Source organism: Bacillus sp. 5w2 (genome assembly GCF_054353775.1).
This window is the reverse complement of sequence record NZ_JBTIWT010000001.1, coordinates 25623-47393: the sequence shown is the minus strand read 5'-3', so window position 1 is coordinate 47393 and position 21771 is coordinate 25623. Positions and strand designations below refer to the sequence as shown.

Here is a 21771-nt window from a genome sequence, read left to right as displayed (position 1 = left end):
TGATTATTGAAAAAGATGAAAACCCTCATCACATATAGATAGAAATCTGATACGTAATAAAGGGGACAACAGTAAGGCATAAGGGCAGTATTTTTTTGCTTTTTAATAATAAATCATTATTTCTTGTAGCTTTTTATGGATATGATATCTGATAATAATTAGTTATTGATATAGAAAAGAAAGAGATTTGAAATAATCTAAAGGGATAAGTAATAAAATTCCATTGTTATTAGTATAGGATATTTAAACTAAAAATGATTTATTAAAGCCACATTAAACGAAAACATTATGCACAAATATGCTGATATGTATCTATTCTATCAAGGTATATAAAACCAAAACCAAGATATTCGTACGACCTCAAAAAGCCGAAATTCCTTCACTTAGGAATTTCGGCTTTGATGCTATGTCATGGAGTTGCAATTGGAATGGAATCTGGCATATATACTGCACCAGAATTATAAGTTCTTCAGTTCCTTAAATTAGAAACTTGTACTTGATTACCGTAGTTGAATTGTTGCCCTTTTAAAAGAACCGAAAAATTTTTCTTTGAGTTAGCGTCTTTTACATAATAATTATTGAGGAAAGGAAATTCGACTGAGAAAAGCTGTCAAATAAAAGAATAGGCTAATCTAATTTCTAATGGTCCCAGTATCTTTTATTTTGACGTGTGTCTTTACATTTATTTTAGCCTCTGCTAACGCTTGCAACCAATCTCCTTTTACTTTTTTCCACTCATTATATTGAAAGGCTCTAGCATATAGGGATAATCCGATTGGATCAATTTTGTTCTGCTGTATTTCATTTATTATATTTTGTAAATTATTATTAATTTCTTTTTGAATAGTCCTTTTTAAACTATTTATATTTTTTTTATTATCATAGTGACCCTTAATTAAATTCGCATTGGTTTTTTCTATTAAAGCTACATTAGCATATATATCGAGATCAAATACAAATTTTCCGTTTTGAAAATTAACATCTACCTTTCTTGTCGCGTTCTGTACGAAGATAGAAGTGTTTATTTTTTTGTTGGACTTTTTAGGGGGAAGCGCAAGGTGTAGTATCATTCGCCCGCTACTTTTTTGCTTATTTATAAGATTGAAAAATTTAACATCTTTTTTAGGAATTTGAGTTAAATATTTCCCTTTTCGATTTAAAAATGCAATTCCTACTGTGTCGATTTCATTCTTTGTTTTTTTGATAATTGGAACAGTTTGCGTCATTCCTTCTTCATTTTGTTCTCTCATTAATTGTTGAATTGTAGAAGAGACGGATTGGTTATTTTGAATTGACGATTCGATTACACCATTTATATAAGATGAAAGTGATGGTTTACTAGGCTTCTGAATTTTAAAAACTTCTTCTGCAGGTCCATCTACAAGTACTACTTTAGCATTAATGGTAGCGTAAGGATCACGGTAAGAAGAATCAAGCTCCTGCAACCAATTTGCTTCTTGCGCTAATTTTTTCCCAATTAAAATGATTTCAGCCTTGGAAGCTGTCATAAAGCCCGTTAACTTCGTATCTATCTTACTGAATCCAGTATATACAGTTGATGCTTGTGTCCAATGTTCTATAGTACTTTTGGGCTGTTTATGATGAAAGAGTGGTATACTTGTTCCAACTTTTATGTCTCCATTAGGGGTTCTATCCAAGCCAATTAACAGTATTAATGAAACCTTCTCAAGAGGAATTCTTTGACTGCAACCAATTATATATATACAACAAATCACAATCCATATCCATTTTCGAATCAAAGTTGTTTCCTCCTAGTAATCCAAGTGAAAAGAATACTGTAAGCGAAAAATAAAATTGGTAATAGAATAAAGAAAACGACATTTAAGATGTCCATAAGAGAATATATAAACAAATATTGATCCACATCGGGATTTAGGAAAATAAATAGGCCAACTATAAATAACATAAAAGCAAGCAGCGCCCAATTGCGGGCGTTTTTTTGAAGTGAAATGGTCACAGATTCAAAACTGAAAAATAAATACGGATATATCGTAGTAGAGAATACAATTAAATAGTAAGCGATATATATAATTTCTAATCGTTCTATGAAAGAAAAACGAACTCCTTTTAACAGATGAAATACTGGCCAGATTACGTCTTTTATCCCCTCTGGACTAAAGTATATATAAGAAAGAATAGTCACATATAGATAGAAAAACATGGTTCCGGTATTCGCAATTAGTAGTCCTTTTATGGCTTTTTGTTTTTTTTGTAAAAACGGGTATATATAATATGCAAGTTCTAAGCCAGCATAAGGAGTGATGGTTTCTTTTGTTGCCTTTACAATAGGGTATAATCCATCTTTAACAATAGGTAGTAGGTGTAAAGGGTTGTAGTTAGTCTGTAGTGAAAAAAGAAGAAATAGTGGCATCCAAGTAGTGAAGAAGAAAACAAGCATAGAATAACTAGTAAGAGCCCTTAACCCACTCAGGGCTAAAATAATAAAAGGCAATAGTAATAATATGGTGATTTGATAAGCAGGAGTGGAAGGGAATATCCACACTTTTACAATATCGGTTGCCTTTAATAAAGTATTAAAGCCAGCAAAGAATAGATAAAAGGCATATAAAAGAAAAAGAATTGTCCCTATCCATTTACCAAAGTATGTTTTTAAGATTTGTGAGAAATTTTTGTTAGGGTTTTTTTGTAACATTAATATAATAAATACGCCGATTATAGAAGTAGTTATCCATCCAAGTATGATAGAAATCCAGCCATCTGTGCCAGCCGTAGTAGCAAGTGGGCTTGGCATAATTAACATACCTGATGCAAGTTGCAGTGAATGAATGAAAATAATAAATTCGAATAAAGTTATGTTTTGGAATTTAAGATTCCCCATGCGAACCACCTTCTTTTTTCTTTTTTTGTTTCGGCTGTCCTGTACTCGAGCGGGTGGTAATCATAGAAATAGGAAATCTTACAAAAGAATCTTTTAATTCATTGAGTCGAAAGGGCGCGATTGGCAATCCGTATGGTGAGCCATAGGAAGTTAATGAAACAAAATGAGCAAATAAGAGCATTAATCCACTAACAATCCCTACAATCCCATAAAAGTATGCCAATAACATCATTGGAAAACGAATAAGGCGTATAGAACTTGATAAATCATAATTAGAAACAATAAATGATGCAATGGCTGTAATAGATACGATAATAACCATAACGTTACTTACAAGACCAGCTTGAACAGCCGCCTGTCCAATTACAATCCCTCCAACAATTCCTATGGTTTGTCCAATGGGTTGTGGTAAGCGAATGCCAGCTTCACGTAGCATTTCTAGTGTAATTTCCATTATAAAAGCTTCCAATAAGGGGGAGAAAGGGACTTTGACTCTTGATGTTGCAATAGAAGTGTATAAGTCTATAGGAATGATTTCAAAGTGAAAAGAGACTATAGCAATATAAAATGCCGGTAAAAAAATAGCTATAATAAATCCTGCAAATCGTAATAAGCGAAAAAATGATGCAATGAGCCAATGGATATTATAATCATCTGGAGTTTGAAAAAATCCAATTAAATTCATTGGAACAATCATTGCACCAGGGGATCTATCCATTAACACTGCTACTTTCCCATCAAGAATATGATTTGAAATTGCATCTGGGCGTTCGCTTAAATAAGCTTGTGGAAAAGGAGTCCAATTTTGATCTTTTGTATAATTAGATAGTTCTCCAATGCTCAATACCGCATCCGTATTAATTCTACAGATTCTAGTTTCTATTTCTTGGACTACATCTGCGTTTGCTACATCACCTAAGTAAATTAAATAGACTACTGAAGTTGCTCGTTCGCCAATTGTCAGCTTTTTGATCTTTAACTCTGTTGAAGGAAGATATCGACGAATTAAGCCTATATTTTTTGTGGCATTCTCAATAAATCCATCATGTGAGCCTTTAATAGTAACTTCTGAGATGGGTTCTTGAATTGCTCTTTCTGCCCAGCCTTTTGTATTTATTAGAAGTGAGCGCTTTTCTCCTTCCATAAATAGAACACATTGACCCTCAAGTAATCCTTCTTTAATGTCATTCCATGTATATACTATTTTGGTATGAGTAGCAATAATATTAGAATTAAATATTTGGCTGTCCTCATTTACTTTTTGTAATAATGGTGTAACAACATTGCCTTTTAAAGCGACACCATCTGTAAGGCCTTCAAAATAATATAGTAAAATATTCGTGTTTGTTTTTAATTGCAAAGGATGTTCGATTAAATCTGCACTAATATCAAAGATATTATCTAATGTATTTTTAAGCTCTTCTAAGTTACTTGTTTGGATCTTTTCAATGTTTTTATCTGATTTAATTTCTAAGGTCTCTTCATTTAAGGACAAAATTGACACCTCTTTAATATATAACGATTAGTTGTATTTATTATTTTTATATGATGGAATTTTATTCACAAATTTAAACAAATTGGGAATGGAAGTTAATAATTAAGAGCAAAAAAGTAGAGGTAATTTGTGTGAAAATATAAGTATCAAGATAGAATTTGAATGATTATACAAAAAAGAGCCCTGGATAGGCTCTTTTTCATAGTTGGTAAATATGTAGTCAACAATAGAGGGAAATTAAGGTAGTAATTTAGATGTCTTTAAGTTAATCAGCTGAATTTTGTAGGAAGAATTCTTTTTTATACTTTAATGCTCGATTAAAAAGGACATTACATTTATTTGGGTGTTCTAGTGTATTTGAACTTTGCATGCTAACAATTTTTGTTTAGGGACAAAATGTTTTTTCTGAATTGACAGAAATATTAAAGCGCAAAATTCCTATTGATTATTTTGGTAGGTATCAAATATTTCTTTGGCCTTATTTTCTTGATGTTACCGTACGTTTATATGTTTCTATGGGAAAGAAATATTTTCATTTTTATAACCCTCTATTGTTTGATTAAGATAGTAACATGAAAATGAAACGTTTACAACCAGAAAATAAAGAAAAAATATTAAAATGCGACTTTTTTCGACAACTTTTTTGTGTTTATATAATATTTTTATAGGAAAAGGTGGAGGGAAACGTACCTTTTCCTATAAATTTTTTGTAGGAATTAGAAATAACTAAAGTAGCAATAATAGCCTAAAATTAAAATGAAATTCAATGAATTTGAACCTAAAGTCATGAAAACTATTGATAACGTTACCATTGAATTTTTGAACTGTAAGAGTTTTAAAAGTATAGTCAAACTTTAGTCCATTTTGCGTTTCTTCCTTTTGAAACTAGCTTAATATGCCCAAATAATTGCAATGAATTTAAAGCCTTACTGATGGTACTCTCTGCAATGTCTGGATAAGTGTTACGAATACTTTCCTTAGTAAAGGGTTGTTTTTGTTTAAGTATAAAATCCTGGATTCTCTCAACTTTAGTATGTTTACATATAGAATCTAGAACTGTGTTATGAAGATCTTTGTAAGCCTCTAATATAATTGTTAAAAACGTTTTTAACCAAAAGCTATTATTATGTTCCTCGCAGTACCAATTCACCGAAGATTTATAAATCGAATTGTAATAATCAGATTCATGTTTCTTAATATATTTATCCAAACATACATATTTTACAAATGTATGTCCACTCTTAATTAACAGCAATTGCATTAACATAAATGCCAGCCTGTTATTACCTTGATTGAAAGGGACTATGCAATAAAAATTTAATATAAAACGAGCTATTAATAAAAGTGAATGTAGCCCCTTACTAGTATTTAATGAGTTGTATTGATCACATAATTGCTCCATAAACTGTGGAATAAGTTCATGCGGAAGAATGCGGTAACTATTCAAGTGCATTCCATGTTCTGGAATTCCTGGAATAATAAAAGGTTTTTCACGCCATTTGGCACTGTCCGAGGTAATGTAATGTATTAGTTGAAAATGCAATTCCTGTATAGTTGCTGGATTAATTAATAAAGTACAGGAGTTTTTATGTACAAAAGAAAGTGTTTGATAATAACAAAAAATAGCATCTTCTGAAATATTTTGAGGTACTATATCATCTAAAATAAGCTCTTTTAATCTTTTATTAGGAACTTTTACATCTTCATAAATAGTTGTGAAATTTTTTATGTAATGTAGTGGTATAGTTTTTTCTAAATTATTAAATATGTCAGGGTTTTGTTCCTGATAAGCAGCTAATTTTCCTTTGAACTCGCTAATGTCACTTATTAAATTTATTAACCTCCTTTTTAATTCAATATTTTTATACTTATCATCAAAAAAGTCTCTCATTTTTGTTCCCCCTGTAACCCCTTAACACGTTGTTGCATGTATCTTTCCATTCTAAAGGTATTCCACGACATCATTGTAAAATAACGACATTTTTGTTCTGATTTTGATCGTGTTTCAGAATCTATATTTTTATTTGGTATTTAAAATATAGAAATTATAAAGAAGAATCGTTAGGATTCAATTTTAATAGGCATAATCCTAACATCAAATGTACAAATGTACAATAAAAAAATAAAAAATATAAAACTATCGACTCTTTTGAAAGATAATAAATTAATTGTAGGTATAAATGTGTTTTAGTTTAAGAGTAAATATTGAAGTGGTAATAAAATTTTCATAGTTGAAAAAATAGATAAGTAATTAATTTGTGACAGTTATGTGCCTAATCAATTCATTTGCAATGATGAGAATTCCACAATTAAATCCTAACGAGCCTAAATTTCTATATTTAGCCTAAAGATTAGGGGGCTATATTGATGAAATGTATCATTAAATATAGAAATATGTAACGTTTAACACTTGTGTTGTAAAATATATTGACATAAGTTAATTTAAATACTAGGTACAGGAGCAGTTAATAACAATTCAGTAAAGTACCCTTTAAACGTTTCACCCTAAAAACGTTTATATTTATAATAATTGCAAGCACACTGAAGTTTTTTTGTTTTTTCCTGTACCTTATTAGGTAAAAATAATATAATAAATTGATAAAACGTTATGGAATAAATAATAAATTAGGTTTTCATTTCCTTTCTTTTACATTATCAATCTCTAGATGATTTGTTTAAAATAAGGATTTACAGGGTAGAAGATGACTATTCACCAGTACTATAAAGTTAAGTTGGATATCTTATGGTATCTTATAGGAAGAAATATAAGATTAAAAGGATTTGTGTACATTCACCATGTGAATATAAGTAAATTATTTATTGTGCTTTTTAAGGTTTAGAAAATATGTGTGAATTTAGCTTTGGAAATGACTTATTTGCAAGTTATATAATAGAAATGTGAAGTCTGGAAGAAACTGATATTATCAGTTCCTTCCAGACTTTTTTACTTTAAAAGTGTATTTTTTCTAAATAAGGTATAATTCCTTAAATTAATATTTGAATTTTTTGTGAAATTAAGTGAGGTTTTCATTCCTCTATTAATACATAATGTTACAAAATAGAGTTATTGTATTTATTTTATTTTTATATGAGATTAAAAATAATAATAAATGTAACAATGTATGAGTGATATTAGTATATTTACTAGTAATTTGTTCGTTTATCTTTATATTGCTATTATATTAGCGATAACAATAATATATTGGGGGGGACAAGAATGAATTTGAAATTTACATCTAAATTTGAAAGATTAAGAAAAAGTAAAAAAGGAATTGGTGCTTGTGTTTTAGCTACAGGGATGACGGCTATTACAATGATTCCTCAAAGTGCGTATGCACATGGATTTGTTGAAAAACCAAGCAGTCGTGCTGCTTTATGTAGTCAGAATTATGGAGCATTGAATTTGAATTGTGGAAATATAATGTACGAGCCTCAAAGCCTAGAAGCACCTAAAGGATTCCCAGATGGTGGACCGATTGATGGGAAAATCGCTTCGGCAGGAGGACTATTTGGAGGAATTCTTGACCAACAAACATCAAATCGCTGGTTTAAAAATACGATTATGGGTGGAGCAAATACATTTACATGGAAATATACAGCTGCACATTCTACAAGTAAATGGCATTATTACATTACAAAAAAGGGGTGGGATCCTAATAAGCCATTAACACGTGCTGACTTAGAACCAATTGGAACTGTGAAACATGACGGTTCGGCCGCATCAAATAATTTAACACATACAATTAATGTACCAACTAATCGCAATGGTTATCATGTTATTTTAGCTGTATGGGATGTAGCAGATACGTCAAATGCGTTTTATAATGTAATTGATGTAAATCTAGTAAATAATGAAACTCCCGATACAGTAGCTCCAAGTCAACCAACTGGATTAAATGCGTCTAAAGTTGTTGCCAATAGTGTTACACTAACATGGAAGGCCTCTACGGATAATATAGGTGTAAAAGAGTATCAAGTGTTACGCAATGGAGAATTAATTGATACGGTACCAGGTACAACATTTATTGATAAAAAGCTAAAAGCAAATACGGAATATACCTATACAATAAAGGCATTAGACTCTGCTGGAAACATATCAAAAGAAAGTGAAAAACTAAAAGTTAAGACAACAAATGAAACTCCAGATACAGAAGCTCCGACTCAACCGAAAGGATTACATAGTATGAGTAAAACAGCGACAACTGTTGATTTGATGTGGAGTCCGTCTGAAGATAATGTAGGTGTAGACCATTATATTGTATATAGAGAAAGCGCTGGAGTTATGAGTAAAATTGGGACAACGGCTAATACATCCTTTATGGATAAAGAATTGAAGGCTAATACATCGTATAAATATGTAGTAACGGCGGTTGATTTAGCTGGAAATGAATCTAGTAGAAGTGATGTTTTGAGTGTAACAACAAAGGCAGAGGATTCCACATATGAAAAATGGGATGCGAGAAAAGCATATACTAAAGGTGATAGAGTAGTACATGAGGGAAAAGTGTATGAAGCAGTTCAAGATTATCAAGGCAATGGTGACACAAATTGGATTTTTGCTCTATCGCTTTGGAAGGCAGTTTTGAATAAATGATAATCAGGAAAATGTAGTTAACATTTTGGGGTTTTTCTTTGAAAATAAAGGGTGTTCGAAAAATAAATTCTCTAATGGTTTAAATGATGTACTAATACATTTAATCCCCATCTAATGTTTACAAAATGAAATTAATAAAAAATCCCAATGGTATTCCATTGGGATTTTTTATTTTCTAATTTGTAATAGCGTATATTTTCACAGTGAATTTGTTAGTGGCACCAATGGGACTTGCGATATAATATTTAGTATTTGTGTAAGCTTCAGTCCTAGATCCATGTGAAATATTTTTCCAACGAATAGAATCGATACCTAGGGAAACATCAATCATTACATTGAAAGAGATAGTAGAAGGATGATCTTTTTCTGAAGGTTCAATAACCCATTTTAATTCTTTGGTACCTACAGGTAAACTATCAATTTTAAAGTTTTGACTGGATCGATTTTTTTGTCCGGATAAAGGGCTAGATTCGGATGGAATTTGCGAAATTAATATCTCTTTTTCATTTGAATGTACACCATTTAATTTAATGATACTATCAATTAAACCTGGTCCAGGAAAATCAGCTGCGATAATACCAGAATGTTTAATTCCACCTTGTTGTAAGAGTTCGGTCCCAAGTGTATTCATCCCACCATAATATACTTGCCCATTTCTATCGCGGGGAAAATCACCCCACGCATTAGTGGAATTCGTTTGAATTAACTTAGGGTTACTATCAGTATTTCTATTCTCTTTTCCGCTAGCAACAAACCAAGGATATACATTATTTAAAAATGCGGCTGCACCACCCGTACCACTAAAATGGTTAAGATATATTTTTCCATTATTAAAGTTAGTATTTGCACTTTGTAGATGAATTTTTATCGCATTCCATTTTTCATATATTTCGTTTGGTCCGCTTCCAATTTCAAATTTATCTTGTATATTCAAACTATCGTAATCAATACCGTACAATTGAGAGGATGTAAAGTTTTGTAAGACTACAATTTTACCTCGGATATCTCCTAAAGTAGGGTTGTTTTTGTCTATAGTTGGTACGGAATTAGGATCCCAAAAATATGAAGCATTAACGTTTTTATATTTTAAAAATATCTCCTCAAATGATGGAGATCCACTTTCAGGTGTAGTTTCTTCTTTTAAGCGCATTAAAATTGTTTCTGTCGGATAATCTTTTAAAAATTGAATTGCGTCTTTTAATACATCTTCAAACACTGCTTTTTGATTTACAATGCCATGGTACATTGCAAAAGAATCCTTTACACGTTTAACGCGCATATCTACATATCGAATTCCAGAATTTAATTGTTGGGGTAGACTCATAGTTTGATTTCTTGTCAAATTTTCATCAAGAAAACTTGCTCCATGTAAAGCCATTGTACCATGAGTTCCTGGAATAGATATTTCACTTAATTTTGTTGAATCAGCTACTTCTGACATCCATGATGGATTCTGATATCCTATATTGGGTTCATAAGAATAACCTGGATGACTATCAGCTAAAATAGTAGATGGTGCACTTAAAATTGCTAGTGTAAAATAAGTGAGGATACTAATTTTAAAGAAATTTTTCATTTTTATTTTGTTCATTATATCTCTCCTGACTTTTAAACAATAGCTATAATAAGATGGTTTTTTACTATATTTATTGTTTTTTATTCCTAATGTAATGAATTTTTGTAATTAAAAAGAGGTAGTGAGCTAACTTAAGATATTATTAGTTTATTGTAATAATTTATATCTAATAGCCAAACGGATTTTTAAAAAATTGAAGCATAGATAGGTAAAAATAAGCTTTTTGCTGTATTGTATACAAACAAAACAGAAGCCTTAAAAAGACTTCTATTTTGTGACATATTATGAATGATAAGGTGGTTAACAAATTAAGATAATGTGAGTGAGCGGTAAAAATCTATTTATAGCTGTTTCAGGAATTTCTTATAACAAGGCTATTTAGGAAAAGTGGTCCCTACAATGCTAATAAAAATTAAAACATTTTACTCATTAAAACTTAGACTAACTACAGTTGCGATAGATTGGGCTGCATGTTCCCAGCTTCCATCTATAACTTTACCAATCTGCTGACCAAGTGTATTTAAATCATTTGGATTAACTGGAATTCCATTATACGCAGCAAGAATTGATAAAAGTGGAGCAGCAAATGGTGTCCAACCACCTCTATCAATATTAAATACAGGCTTATCTACTACTTTTCCATCTTGCACAGTAAACTCATAATAAAATTGATCATCTGGACGGAAACTTAAATGATGAGAAATTTGTCCCTTAACATATTTTTTTCCTCCACCTAGATTTACTACTTCTATTTCTTTTACGTTAAATTCATGCTCAAATACTTTTATTTTTTTGATTTCTGGACCATTTAAGGCAGCATTAACAGCTGTTTCTAAATTATTTTGTGCTAATGGTTGAATACCCATTTGAGCCTCTTTTTGTTGGATAGGAGCCTCTTTTTCTGCAGCAAACACTGATGTAGTTGGTAGTGCACCTGTAGCTAATGTAGCTGCAAGTGCTGTTGTCATCATGATTTTTCTTTTCATCTTCATAGTTTTTCTTCCTCTCTTAAAGTTTTGATATATAATCTTTTAAAAACTGACATTGCGCAATATTTTATTTCATAATGCACGCAAAAAACTAGTTTAAGAATTATGTGAAATTATGTCAGGAAATTAAAATTAATTATATATTCATTCACAATGATATCTATCTACACTTATTTTTTCAATTTTCCAACTAATAACATAATAATGACTTTTCATAAGGTAATTTAGTGTTTCAATTCTCTCTATGTACGTTTTAAACAAATTAAAATCATAGTGGTAATAATATATTTGTAAGCAAATATATTATATACTTCGAGAAAAATACACAATTTTTTTATAAAAAACTATAGGAATTATCATTATATCGTTATTAAACTAAGTAAGATAAATGATAATATGATGAAGAGCTTCCAGTGATTTGTTATAAGTCCACTAGAAAATGAGCATGATATCATACAATTATGCAGGTCACCTAGGATATTAAAGCTACACTTTATAGCAGTTAATACGAATGAGATTGGAAAACAGCAGTAAGTGTTTATTAGAGAAATACTATGAAAAATACTTCAAATCACTTAAAAAGTTTCAGTTATTCTGAATTCGAAGGGCGCGGAATGTTTATTGAGCATTGTAGTACTGATCAAGATTTTAGGAGGAAAAATGAAAAAGAAGACTAAAAGAATCATATTAGTTATTGGTATTTTAGTAAGTTTTAGTATCTTTTTATATGTACAGAACAATTTAATTAGTATAACTGAGGTTAAAATAACATCTAATAAAATCCCCTCTTCTTTTAAAGGTTTTAAAATTCTACAAATTTCAGATTTACATAATAAAAAATTTGGCGACAGTCAAGAAACTTTAATTCAAAAAGTAAAAATCATAAATCCAGATATTATTGCTATTACGGGTGATCTAATTGACAGTAAATCATACGATCCGGAAGTTAGTATGGAACTAATCCGAGAACTTGTAAAGAAGTATCCTGTCTATTTTGTGACAGGAAACCATGAAAAATGGTCAGGAAAATATAATGATTTAGAGAAAGAATTAAAGAAACATCATGTTACTATTTTAAGAAATGAACATGTAAGTATTCAAAAAGGGGAACAAAAAATAAATTTACTTGGTATTGATGATCCGGAATTTGTTACTGGAAACCGTGATGAAGGAAATGTTGTAAAAGATGAAATTATAAAAGCGAAATTTGAAATGCAGCCGGATACATATAATGTATTACTATCCCATAGGCCTGAATTTTTAACAGAGTATGCTGATGAGCAAATAGAAATAGTTTTATCAGGACACGCTCATGGTGGACAATTTAGGTTACCATTTATCGGAGGATTAGTTGCTCCGAATCAAGGTATATTCCCTACATATACAGCCGGTTTATATGAAAAACAAAATACGTCTATGGTAGTGAGTAGAGGATTAGGCAATAGTATCATTCTGCAAAGAATTTTTAATAGGCCAGAACTTGTAGTCGTGCAGTTAAATTGAACTGTACGATTTTTGTATAGAAAAAAGAAATAGGCCGTATGCAATTTATACTAGTTAACATTACAATTTTGTTAAAAATTTTCTACGTTACATAAAGTAACAAATTTTGACCCGAAGAGTTTGTTATAGTGTAAATAATCAAAAAACTTAAAAATTAGTCGAGTAAAAAGTGTGATAAGTAATTCATGTAAAAAACTTTGTGATAAGTAATTCATGTAAAAAACTTAAAGGGGTGTACACATGCATAAAGAATATGAAATTGAAGAGTATACGGCGATTGAGGAACAAATACATTATTATTGCAAATGTTTATTAGTAAGTCATCCAGATCAAATTATAAAGTATTTAGAAAAAAGGTTAGAAAAATACGCAGAAACATTACAATATGCACATTTATATCCTGACACAGTTATTTTACCGTTACAGCAATTAGTTATCGAATATTCTTTAGATGTTGCTAGAATTAGGAAATATATGAACTTAAAAACGTAAAATGAAATATATAATTTAAATGAAACAGAGTCGACTTTAAGAAATGATATTCTAATGTCGACTCTGTTTCATTGTTTAAAATTATTGATGAAAAATACATACTAATCAATGAGGTTTGACATATAATTACCCAAGAGTAAAATAAAAGTGAGTACTCACTCATTTTTAAAAAGGGGGAAGAATACGTGCAGCAACCTGCCATTGTTTTACGGACTGTATCAAAAAGCTTTGGGAAAAAAGAAGTTTTACACAATCTTTCATTGCAAGTTGAAAAAGCAGAAATATTTGGTTTAGTTGGGCCTTCAGGTTCAGGGAAAACGACTCTTATAAAATTGATTGCAGGTATTAATGAGGCAACGGAAGGTGAAGTGCTTGTTTACAACACGAACATGCCTAATTTAAATGAAATGAAAAGAATTGGTTATATGGCTCAGGCTGATGCATTATATGAAGAACTATCAGCATATGAAAATGCAGATTTTATGGCAACGATGTATGGAGTAAAGGGAAAACATAAAAAGGAAAGAATTGAAGAGGTTTTTGACCTAGTACAATTATCACAACATATGAGAAAGCAAGTACAGCATTTTTCAGGCGGGATGAAGAAGCGCTTATCATTAGCGATAGCACTCCTTCATGAACCTGAAATATTAATTTTAGATGAGCCAACAGTTGGGATAGATCCACTTCTTAGAAAAACGATCTGGGAAAAATTTTATGATTTGAAAAAGAAAGGCACAACTATAATTGTAACGACACACATTATGGATGAAGCTGAGTTTTGTGAGCGTCTAGGATTGATTAGAGAAGGAAAGCTAGTTGCGACTGGAACACCTGAAGGATTGAAAAAGCGGGTATCATCAGGACGGATTGAAGATGTCTTTTTGATGGAAGAGGTGGCCCCATCATGAGAGTTACTGGTGTAATCATTCGTATTATTCGCCAATTTTTTCGAGATAAGCGTTCGTTAGCCATGATGTTTGGAGCACCTATGTTATTACTTTGGTTATTGTCGCTAGTGTTTACACAAAAAGACTATGTACCGCATATTGCTATTGTTGATATGCCCGCTCCAATTGTAAAAGTGATGAAAAATCAGGAAGCATCAATTTATGAATATAGTAAAGAAAAGGCAATGTCTGAGTTAGAAAATCAAAAGGTAGATGCAGTAATTCGTTTAGAAAATGGAAAAATGAAAATTGTATTAGAGGGTAGTGATTCGTCAAAAAATCGTGCTGTGCTCCACATATTACAAAAAAGTACAGAGAAGAACGACGTATCGATTATGAAACCTGAAGTGAATTATTTACATGGCTCTAAAGACTTTACAATGTTTGATGGGCTTGGTCCCGTATTAATTGGTTTCTTTACATTTTTCTTTGTATTCATTTTATCAGGGGTGTCTTTTGTAAGAGAACGTTTAAGTGGTACTTTAGAAAGGTTACTATCGACGCCGGTAAGAAGATGGGAAATAGTTGTAGGATATATTATTGGTTTTGGAATCTTTGCATTCATACAATCCATTATTATCGTAAGTTTTTCAGTTTATATTTTAGACTTGTATGTAGCTGGCTCCATTTGGCTAACGCTACTTATTACATGTATGCTTTCTTTAACCGCTTTAACTTTAGGGACGTTTTTATCCGCATACGCAAATAATGAATTTCAAATGATCCAGTTTATACCGCTTGTCATTGTGCCACAAATTTTCTTTTCTGGTTTGTTTCCAATTGAATCTATGAATAAGTGGCTCCAAATGTTAGGGAAATTATTTCCGCTCACATATGGCGCTGACGCGATGAGACAAGTGATGATTCGAAATCAAGGATTTACAGAGATTGCATTAGATTTAACTGTATTACTACTTTTTTCTCTATTATTTGCAGTAGGGAATGTATTTGCATTAAAGAAACATCGAAAAATATAATGATGATATAAAGGGGCATTATAGATGAAGAAGGATTGGCTGGAAGAATTAATTGCAGCAACAAATACGGATAAACGAAATGAACGTCAAATGCGTATATTAGAGGCAGCTGTTGATATGTTTGGTGAAAAGGGTTATGCTTCAACTTCAACAAGTGAAATTGCAAAGCGGGCTGGTGTAGCGGAAGGAACAATCTTCCGCTACTATAAAACGAAAAAAGATTTATTGTTAGCAGTCGTCATGCCGACATTAACAAAGTTTGCTGCACCATTTTTCGTACAAGCCTTCGCAAAGGAAATATTTAAATCAGAGTATGAATCATATGAAGGGCTTCTGAGAGTTGTTATTCATAATAGATTTGAATTTGCAAAAAAGCATTTTCCAATGATAAAAATATTGATTCAAGAAGTGCCATTTCAACCAGAACTGAAAAATGAAATACAACATTTAGTAGAAACAGAGTTACTTTCACATTTTAAAAAGTTGATTGTAAAGTTTCAAGAAAAAGGTGAAATTATTGAGATGCCACCATCTTCCATATTACGACTTACTTTATCAGCTGTATTAGGTTTATTATTAACACGATTTTTATTATTGCCTGAAGAAAAATGGGATGATGAAGTGGAAATTGAAAATACGATTCAATTTATATTGTACGGATTAACACCACGGAGGTAATATGATGCGCCAATTTGCTAAACCGAAAATTGTTGTAAGTAAATGTTTAGAATTTGATGCTTGTCGTTATAATGCAGAGATGATTCCAGATTTAACAATACGAAATTTACAGCCATTTGTTACGTTTATCCCGGTTTGTCCAGAAGTAGAAATTGGTTTAGGCATTCCTCGCGAAACGATACGAATAGTAGAAGAAAATGGCGTAAATAGACTTGTGCAACCGTCGACGCGTGAAGATGTAACTAAAAAAATGGAGCAGTTTTCAAATGACTTTTTACAAACGATATCCGATGTGGATGGTTTTATTTTAAAGAATCGTTCGCCAAGTTGTGGTACACGTGATGTGAAAATTTATTCTGGTTTTGAAAAAGCGCCAGCAAAAGGAAAGGGATCTGGATTATTTGGCGGAGCAGTAATAAAAAAATTTTCGCATCTTCCAATTGAAGAAGAAGGTAGATTGTCGAATTTTATTATTAGAGAACATTTCTTTACAAGGTTATTTACAATCGCATATTACAAAGGGATTAAACATAATAAAAATATGAAAGACCTTGTATCGTTTCAGTCGGACAATAAATATTTATTTATGGCATATAATCAGGTAAAACAAAAGGAATTAGGGCGTATTATTGCAAATCAAAAAAATGAAACGATTGAAGTGGTATTTGAAAACTATGAGAAGACTTTATATGAATTATTTATGCGCACACCCCGCTATACATCGAATGTAAATGTATGTGAGCATATTTTTGGATATTTTAAAACTAAGCTGAAAAAACAAGAAAAAGATCATTTTTTAGATTTGATACAAAAATATATAGAAAAGAAAGTCCCGCTCAGTAGCTTACTTGCAATTTTAAAATCGTGGGCTCTTCGATTTGATGAAAAGTATTTATTAAGACAAACATATTTCGAACCATACCCTGAATCTTTAGTTGAGATTTCAGATTCGGGAAAAGGTAGAGATTATTAAACATTAAATTACATAATTCGACAAGAAAACTCCTATGTTGTTGTAGAACAATGTAGGAATTTTTTTGTGCATTAGTACAGAATCTGTTTTAAAATTAGATTATGACAGAATTATAACAATTATCTAACTAATATTCTTGTCTTTATGTAGTAATGTTTGTAGTAGAAACTCGCACGCTGTCGAAACTCAATATTCGATAAGGGGTGTGTAGCGGAATGGAATTTACTCTAACTCGCGAAAAACAAATGATTAAAGAAATGGTACGTGACTTTGCTGAAAAGGAAATCGCACCGAAAGCTGTATATTATGACAAAACTGCGGAATTTCCATATGAAACATTTCAAAAAATGGGCGAACTAGGATTATTAGGAATCCCATTCCCTGAAGAGTATGGAGGTTCAGGTGGCGATACTGTATCGTACGCGTTAGCAGTTGAAGAAATTGGTCGTGCTTGTGGTGGGACAGGATTAAGTTACGCTGCAACAATTTCATTAGGTGCTTCTCCAATTTATTATTTCGGTACAGAAGAACAAAAACAGAAATATTTAGTTCCAATGGCATCAGGTAAAACTTTAGGTGCTTTCGGATTAACTGAGCCGAACGCTGGATCTGATGCAGGTGGTACACAAACGAAAGCTGTATTAGATGGAGACGAGTATGTTATTAGTGGTGAGAAGTGTTGGATTACAAATGCAGAGTATGCAAATACAATTATTGTAACCGCTGTCAACGGTGTTGAAGACAATGGTAGAAAACGCATTTCGGCATTTATTGTACCGACTACAAGCGAAGGATTAACAATCTCAAGTCCTTACGATAAGATGGGTGTTCGTGCTTCTAATACGTGTGAAATCGTACTTGATAGTGTACGTGTACCGAAAGAAAATATTCTTGGTGATGTAAATAAAGGATTTAAACAATTCTTATATACACTTGATGGAGGACGTATTTCAATCGCAGCATTAGCTGTTGGTATTGCGCAATCTGCATTTGAACGTGCACTGCAATATGCGAAAGAACGTCAACAATTTGGAAAGTCAATTTCTAATTTCCAAGCGATTCAATTTAAATTAGCTGATATGGCGACTGAAGTAGAGCTAGCACGTAATTTAGTACATAAAGCAGCTTGGTTAAAAGATAACGATAAACCTTTCGGTAAAGAAGCGGCTATGGCAAAACTTTTCGCATCTGAGGCTGCTAGTCGTATTGCAAATCAAGCGGTACAAATTCACGGTGGATACGGCTATATGCGTGAATATGAAGTAGAACGACATATTCGTGATGCAAAATTATTAGAAATTGGTGAAGGAACTTCTGAAATTCAACGTCTCGTAATTGCAAGACATTTAGGATGTAGATAAAAAGGAGGAATCACTATGTTTCAAAAAATATTAATTGCAAATCGCGGAGAAATCGCAGTTCGTATTATGAAAACTTGTCAAAAACTTGGTATTCGCACAGTTGCTATTTATTCTGAAGCAGATGAAAATGCACTTCATGTAAAGATGGCAAATGAAGCTTACTTAGTAGGTGGGCCACGTGTCCAAGAAAGCTATTTAAACCTTGAAAAAATTATTGAAATAGCTAAAAAGACAAATGCTGAAGCAATCCATCCTGGATATGGATTATTATCAGAGAATCCATCTTTTCCGGTTCGCTGTAGAGAAGAAGGAATCGTATTTATCGGTCCTTCAGAAGAAATCATTACGAAGATGGGAAGTAAAATCGAATCACGTATCGCGATGCAAGCTGCAGATGTCCCAGTAGTTCCAGGTATTACTACAAATATTGAAACTGCTGAAGAAGCAATTGAAATTGCGAAACAAATTGGTTATCCATTAATGCTGAAGGCATCCGCAGGCGGCGGAGGCATTGGAATGCAGTTGATGGAAACTGAGCAAACGCTCACCAAAGCATTTGAAAGTAACAAAACAAGAGCACAAAACTTCTTCGGTAACGGAGAAATGTACCTAGAGCGCTATATTGCAGATGCACATCATATTGAAATTCAGCTTTTAGCAGATACACATGGTAACACAGTGTATTTATGGGAGCGTGAATGTTCAGTGCAGCGCCGAAATCAGAAAGTAATTGAAGAAGCACCTTCACCATTTTTAGATGAAGGTACGCGAAAAGCGATGGGTGAAGTTGCTGTACAAGCTGCCAAAGCTCTAGGTTATACAAATGCAGGTACAGTTGAGTTTCTTGTAGATGATCAGAAGAACTTCTATTTCTTAGAGATGAATACGAGATTACAAGTAGAGCATCCAGTTACAGAAGAAATTACTGGTTTAGATCTTGTAGAACAACAACTTCTAATTGCATATGGTGAGAAATTATCGTTTACACAAGATGATGTAAAACGTAGTGGTCATGCCATTGAGGCACGTATTTATGCAGAAGATCCGAAAACTTTCTTCCCATCACCTGGGAAAATTACAGATTTAACGCTTCCAAAAAATGTACGTATTGATCACTTTTTGGAGAATCAAGTAACGATTACACCTTTCTACGATCCAATGATTGCGAAAGTTATTGCTCATGGTGAAACTCGTGAAGAAGCAATTTCGAAATTACATGATGCTTTAGAAGAGTTAAAAGTAGAAGGCATTAAAACGAACACACCAATGCTAATTCAAGTATTGGAAGACGATGTGTTCAAAAGTGGTATTTATACAACAGGTTTTGTAACGAAACAACTTGTTAAAAAATAAGATTTAAAAATATTAAGGGGGAAAAAATGATGACGAAAGTATATGCATCGATGGCAGGAAATGTATGGAAGATTGTTGTAGGAGTAGGAGATACAGTAGAGGAAGAGCAGGATGTCGTCATTTTGGAATCTATGAAAATGGAAATTCCAATCGTTTCAGAAGAAGCTGGCACAGTTATGAAAATTAATGTGCAAGAAGGCGATTTTGTAAATGAAGGAGATGTATTACTAGAAATTGAATAGGGAGATATAGGGGGAAGCGAATTGAAACTACCTAATTTTGCTGTCATTAAAGAAGTCGGGCCACGCGATGGCTTACAAAATGAAAAAAAGATTGTTGGCACAAAAGATAAAGTAAAATGGATTCAACTACTTACAGAGGCGGGATTATCGTACGTTGAAGTTTCCTCATTCGTTCACCCTAAATGGGTCCCTGCATTAGCAGATGCAAATGATGTGTTTTCTGAGCTAAAAAGGGATCCAAATGTTACATATGCAGCGCTTGTTCCAAATCAAAATGGTTTGGAACGAGCTTTTTTGCAAAATGTAGATGAGGTGAATGTTTTTTTATCAGCAAGTGAATCTCATAATAAAAGTAATATTAATAAATCAATTAAAGAAGCATTAGTTGTAATTGAAGATATAACAAAACAGGCATTATTCGAAGGGAAAAAGGTAAGAGGCTATGTTTCTACTGTATTTGGATGTCCTTATGAAGGGGATATAAGTACCGCAGCAGTTGACGAATTATGTAATCAACTATTTTCATACGGCATTTATGAAGTCTCGCTTGGTGACACAATCGGTGTAGCGAATCCACTACAAGTAGAGCGAGTATTAGAACATTTATTAAAGAAATACGATGCTTCGCAGTTTGCAATGCATTTCCATAATACGTACGGTATGGCTCTGGCGAATGTAGTTAAGTCTTTAGAATACGGTATTACAACATTTGATAGTTCTTGTGGTGGCCTTGGGGGTTGTCCATATGCACCTGGAGCATCAGGTAATGTTGCAACTGATGACTTAGTTTATATGCTCCATAAGTTAGGGGTCCAAACGAATATTGATGAAGAGAAGTTATTGAGAGCGAGTCAATTTATTCAAAGTAAGTTAAATATCCAATTACCAAGTCATGTGTATAGAGCGCTTCAACATAAAACGATAAGTAGGTGAGAAGATGCTACAATTACAAAACATTTCAGTTGATTATGTAACACCTCACGTTGTAAAGATTTCATTAAATCGTGAAAGACAAGCAAACTCATTATCTTTAACGTTATTAGAAGAGTTACAAAACATATTAACTCAAATAAGTGAAGAGTCAAATACTAGAGTAGTTATTCTAACAGGTGCTGGTGAAAAAGCATTTTGTGCTGGTGCTGATTTAAAAGAACGCGCTGGCATGAATGAAGAACAAGTTCGTCATGCTGTTAGTATGATTCGCATCACTATGGAAATGGTTGAACAATTACCACAGCCAGTTATCGCTGCTATAAATGGAATCGCACTTGGTGGTGGTACGGAATTAAGTTTAGCTTGTGATTTTAGAATTGCGGCTGAATCTGCAAGTCTTGGTCTTACTGAAACTACACTTGCAATTATACCAGGAGCAGGTGGTACGCAGCGTTTGCCAAGATTAATTGGTGTTGGTAGAGCGAAGGAATTAATTTATACAGGAAGACGTATTTCGGCGCAAGAAGCAAAAGAATATGGTTTAGTAGAATTTGTTGTACCAGCTCATTTACTTGAAGAGAAAGCAATTGAAATAGCAGAGAAAATTGCTAGTAATGGTCCTATTGCTGTTCGATTAGCAAAAGAAGCAATTTCAAACGGTATTCAAGTTGATTTACATACCGGATTACAAATGGAAAAACAAGCGTATGAAGGTGTAATCCATACGAAAGATAGATTAGAAGGATTACAAGCATTCAAGGAAAAACGCACACCAATGTATAAGGGGGAGTAAAT

18 protein-coding genes are annotated in these 21771 nt (G+C 32.3%); 12 read left to right on the top strand and 6 right to left on the bottom strand.

The genetic code is table 11. From position 1 onward, the window contains the following. Window positions 1-632 precede the first annotated feature (632 nt). The 4 genes from ACXY7N_RS00235 to ACXY7N_RS00220 all read right to left on the bottom strand — a co-directional run bounded on the left by ACXY7N_RS00235 (window position 633) and on the right by ACXY7N_RS00220 (window position 6246). Complete coding sequence (locus ACXY7N_RS00235; protein WP_016087819.1) at window positions 633-1760, bottom strand: Ger(x)C family spore germination protein; 1128 nt, start codon at window positions 1758-1760, stop codon at window positions 633-635. Next, on the bottom strand, window positions 1757-2860 hold the full coding sequence (locus tag ACXY7N_RS00230; RefSeq protein ID WP_016087818.1) for a GerAB/ArcD/ProY family transporter: 1104 nt from the start codon (window positions 2858-2860) through the stop codon (window positions 1757-1759). The genes ACXY7N_RS00235 and ACXY7N_RS00230 overlap by 4 nt, the downstream gene beginning before the upstream one ends. Further along, the gene (locus ACXY7N_RS00225) at window positions 2847-4355 is read right to left on the bottom strand and encodes a spore germination protein (RefSeq protein WP_016087817.1); all 1509 of its coding nucleotides are present in this window, start codon (window positions 4353-4355) and stop codon (window positions 2847-2849) included. The genes ACXY7N_RS00230 and ACXY7N_RS00225 overlap by 14 nt, the downstream gene beginning before the upstream one ends. Before the next feature lie 847 nt (window positions 4356-5202). Then, window positions 5203-6246, bottom strand: a complete 1044-nt coding sequence (locus ACXY7N_RS00220) for a Fic family protein (RefSeq protein WP_016087816.1) — start codon at window positions 6244-6246, stop codon at window positions 5203-5205. A 1326-nt stretch (window positions 6247-7572) separates the two neighbouring features. Between ACXY7N_RS00220 and ACXY7N_RS00215 the strand changes: the two genes are divergently transcribed. Next, window positions 7573-8949 carry a lytic polysaccharide monooxygenase gene (locus tag ACXY7N_RS00215; protein WP_353811316.1) on the top strand — a complete coding sequence of 459 codons (1377 nt, stop codon included), beginning with the start codon at window positions 7573-7575 and terminating at the stop codon, window positions 8947-8949. Window positions 8950-9124: 175 nt separating this feature from the next. Here the strand turns inward: ACXY7N_RS00215 and ACXY7N_RS00210 are convergent, their stop codons facing one another. Both ACXY7N_RS00210 and ACXY7N_RS00205 read right to left on the bottom strand, forming a co-directional pair. Then, complete coding sequence (locus ACXY7N_RS00210) at window positions 9125-10540, bottom strand: phosphatidylinositol-specific phospholipase C (RefSeq protein WP_016134521.1); 1416 nt, start codon at window positions 10538-10540, stop codon at window positions 9125-9127. A gap of 407 nt (window positions 10541-10947) precedes the next feature. Further along, window positions 10948-11517 carry a hypothetical protein gene (locus ACXY7N_RS00205; protein WP_000782799.1) on the bottom strand — a complete coding sequence of 190 codons (570 nt, stop codon included), beginning with the start codon at window positions 11515-11517 and terminating at the stop codon, window positions 10948-10950. Between the two features lie 657 nt (window positions 11518-12174). Here ACXY7N_RS00205 and ACXY7N_RS00200 point away from each other — a divergent pair. The 11 genes from ACXY7N_RS00200 to ACXY7N_RS00150 all read left to right on the top strand — a co-directional run bounded on the left by ACXY7N_RS00200 (window position 12175) and on the right by ACXY7N_RS00150 (window position 21769). Further along, window positions 12175-13017, top strand: a complete 843-nt coding sequence (locus ACXY7N_RS00200; protein WP_016134522.1) for a metallophosphoesterase — start codon at window positions 12175-12177, stop codon at window positions 13015-13017. Window positions 13018-13257: 240 nt separating this feature from the next. After that, window positions 13258-13509 carry a hypothetical protein gene (locus ACXY7N_RS00195; protein ID WP_000548621.1) on the top strand — a complete coding sequence of 84 codons (252 nt, stop codon included), beginning with the start codon at window positions 13258-13260 and terminating at the stop codon, window positions 13507-13509. Between the two features lie 185 nt (window positions 13510-13694). After that, window positions 13695-14420 carry an ABC transporter ATP-binding protein gene (locus ACXY7N_RS00190; protein ID WP_016087811.1) on the top strand — a complete coding sequence of 242 codons (726 nt, stop codon included), beginning with the start codon at window positions 13695-13697 and terminating at the stop codon, window positions 14418-14420. Then, window positions 14417-15436, top strand: a complete 1020-nt coding sequence (locus ACXY7N_RS00185; RefSeq protein ID WP_016134523.1) for an ABC transporter permease — start codon at window positions 14417-14419, stop codon at window positions 15434-15436. The genes ACXY7N_RS00190 and ACXY7N_RS00185 overlap by 4 nt, the downstream gene beginning before the upstream one ends. Before the next feature lie 24 nt (window positions 15437-15460). Then, on the top strand, window positions 15461-16114 hold the full coding sequence (locus tag ACXY7N_RS00180) for a TetR/AcrR family transcriptional regulator (protein ID WP_064469782.1): 654 nt from the start codon (window positions 15461-15463) through the stop codon (window positions 16112-16114). A gap of 4 nt (window positions 16115-16118) precedes the next feature. Further along, entirely contained in the window at window positions 16119-17087 is a 969-nt protein-coding gene (locus ACXY7N_RS00175; RefSeq protein WP_016087808.1) for a YbgA family protein, read from the top strand. Window positions 17088-17302: 215 nt separating this feature from the next. Further along, entirely contained in the window at window positions 17303-18448 is a 1146-nt protein-coding gene (locus ACXY7N_RS00170) for an acyl-CoA dehydrogenase (protein ID WP_016087807.1), read from the top strand. Window positions 18449-18463: 15 nt separating this feature from the next. After that, window positions 18464-19801, top strand: coding sequence for an acetyl-CoA carboxylase biotin carboxylase subunit (locus tag ACXY7N_RS00165; RefSeq protein ID WP_016087806.1), 1338 nt, complete (start codon window positions 18464-18466; stop codon window positions 19799-19801). 26 nt (window positions 19802-19827) lie between these two features. Continuing rightward, on the top strand, window positions 19828-20043 hold the full coding sequence (locus ACXY7N_RS00160) for an acetyl-CoA carboxylase biotin carboxyl carrier protein subunit (RefSeq protein WP_001985297.1): 216 nt from the start codon (window positions 19828-19830) through the stop codon (window positions 20041-20043). Between the two features lie 21 nt (window positions 20044-20064). Next, entirely contained in the window at window positions 20065-20976 is a 912-nt protein-coding gene (gene mvaB, locus ACXY7N_RS00155; RefSeq protein WP_016087805.1) for a hydroxymethylglutaryl-CoA lyase, read from the top strand. Between the two features lie 4 nt (window positions 20977-20980). Further along, window positions 20981-21769, top strand: coding sequence for an enoyl-CoA hydratase (locus ACXY7N_RS00150; protein WP_353811314.1), 789 nt, complete (start codon window positions 20981-20983; stop codon window positions 21767-21769). The last annotated feature ends 2 nt before the right edge of the window (window positions 21770-21771 follow it).

Excerpts from the sequence above, each read along its gene's own strand:
- ACXY7N_RS00230 (WP_016087818.1), bottom strand. The coding sequence starts at position 2,860 with ATGGGGAATCTTAAATTCCAAAACATAACTTTATTCGAATTTATTATT.
- ACXY7N_RS00220 (WP_016087816.1), bottom strand. The coding sequence starts at position 6,246 with ATGAGAGACTTTTTTGATGATAAGTATAAAAATATTGAATTAAAAAGG.
- ACXY7N_RS00215 (WP_353811316.1), top strand. The coding sequence starts at position 7,573 with ATGAATTTGAAATTTACATCTAAATTTGAAAGATTAAGAAAAAGTAAA.
- ACXY7N_RS00210 (WP_016134521.1), bottom strand. The coding sequence starts at position 10,540 with ATGAACAAAATAAAAATGAAAAATTTCTTTAAAATTAGTATCCTCACT.
- ACXY7N_RS00205 (WP_000782799.1), bottom strand. The coding sequence starts at position 11,517 with ATGAAGATGAAAAGAAAAATCATGATGACAACAGCACTTGCAGCTACA.
- ACXY7N_RS00200 (WP_016134522.1), top strand. The coding sequence starts at position 12,175 with ATGAAAAAGAAGACTAAAAGAATCATATTAGTTATTGGTATTTTAGTA.
- ACXY7N_RS00195 (WP_000548621.1), top strand. The coding sequence starts at position 13,258 with ATGCATAAAGAATATGAAATTGAAGAGTATACGGCGATTGAGGAACAA.
- ACXY7N_RS00185 (WP_016134523.1), top strand. The coding sequence starts at position 14,417 with ATGAGAGTTACTGGTGTAATCATTCGTATTATTCGCCAATTTTTTCGA.
- ACXY7N_RS00180 (WP_064469782.1), top strand. The coding sequence starts at position 15,461 with ATGAAGAAGGATTGGCTGGAAGAATTAATTGCAGCAACAAATACGGAT.
- ACXY7N_RS00175 (WP_016087808.1), top strand. The coding sequence starts at position 16,119 with ATGCGCCAATTTGCTAAACCGAAAATTGTTGTAAGTAAATGTTTAGAA.
- ACXY7N_RS00170 (WP_016087807.1), top strand. The coding sequence starts at position 17,303 with ATGGAATTTACTCTAACTCGCGAAAAACAAATGATTAAAGAAATGGTA.
- ACXY7N_RS00165 (WP_016087806.1), top strand. The coding sequence starts at position 18,464 with ATGTTTCAAAAAATATTAATTGCAAATCGCGGAGAAATCGCAGTTCGT.
- ACXY7N_RS00160 (WP_001985297.1), top strand. The coding sequence starts at position 19,828 with ATGATGACGAAAGTATATGCATCGATGGCAGGAAATGTATGGAAGATT.
- ACXY7N_RS00150 (WP_353811314.1), top strand. The coding sequence starts at position 20,981 with ATGCTACAATTACAAAACATTTCAGTTGATTATGTAACACCTCACGTT.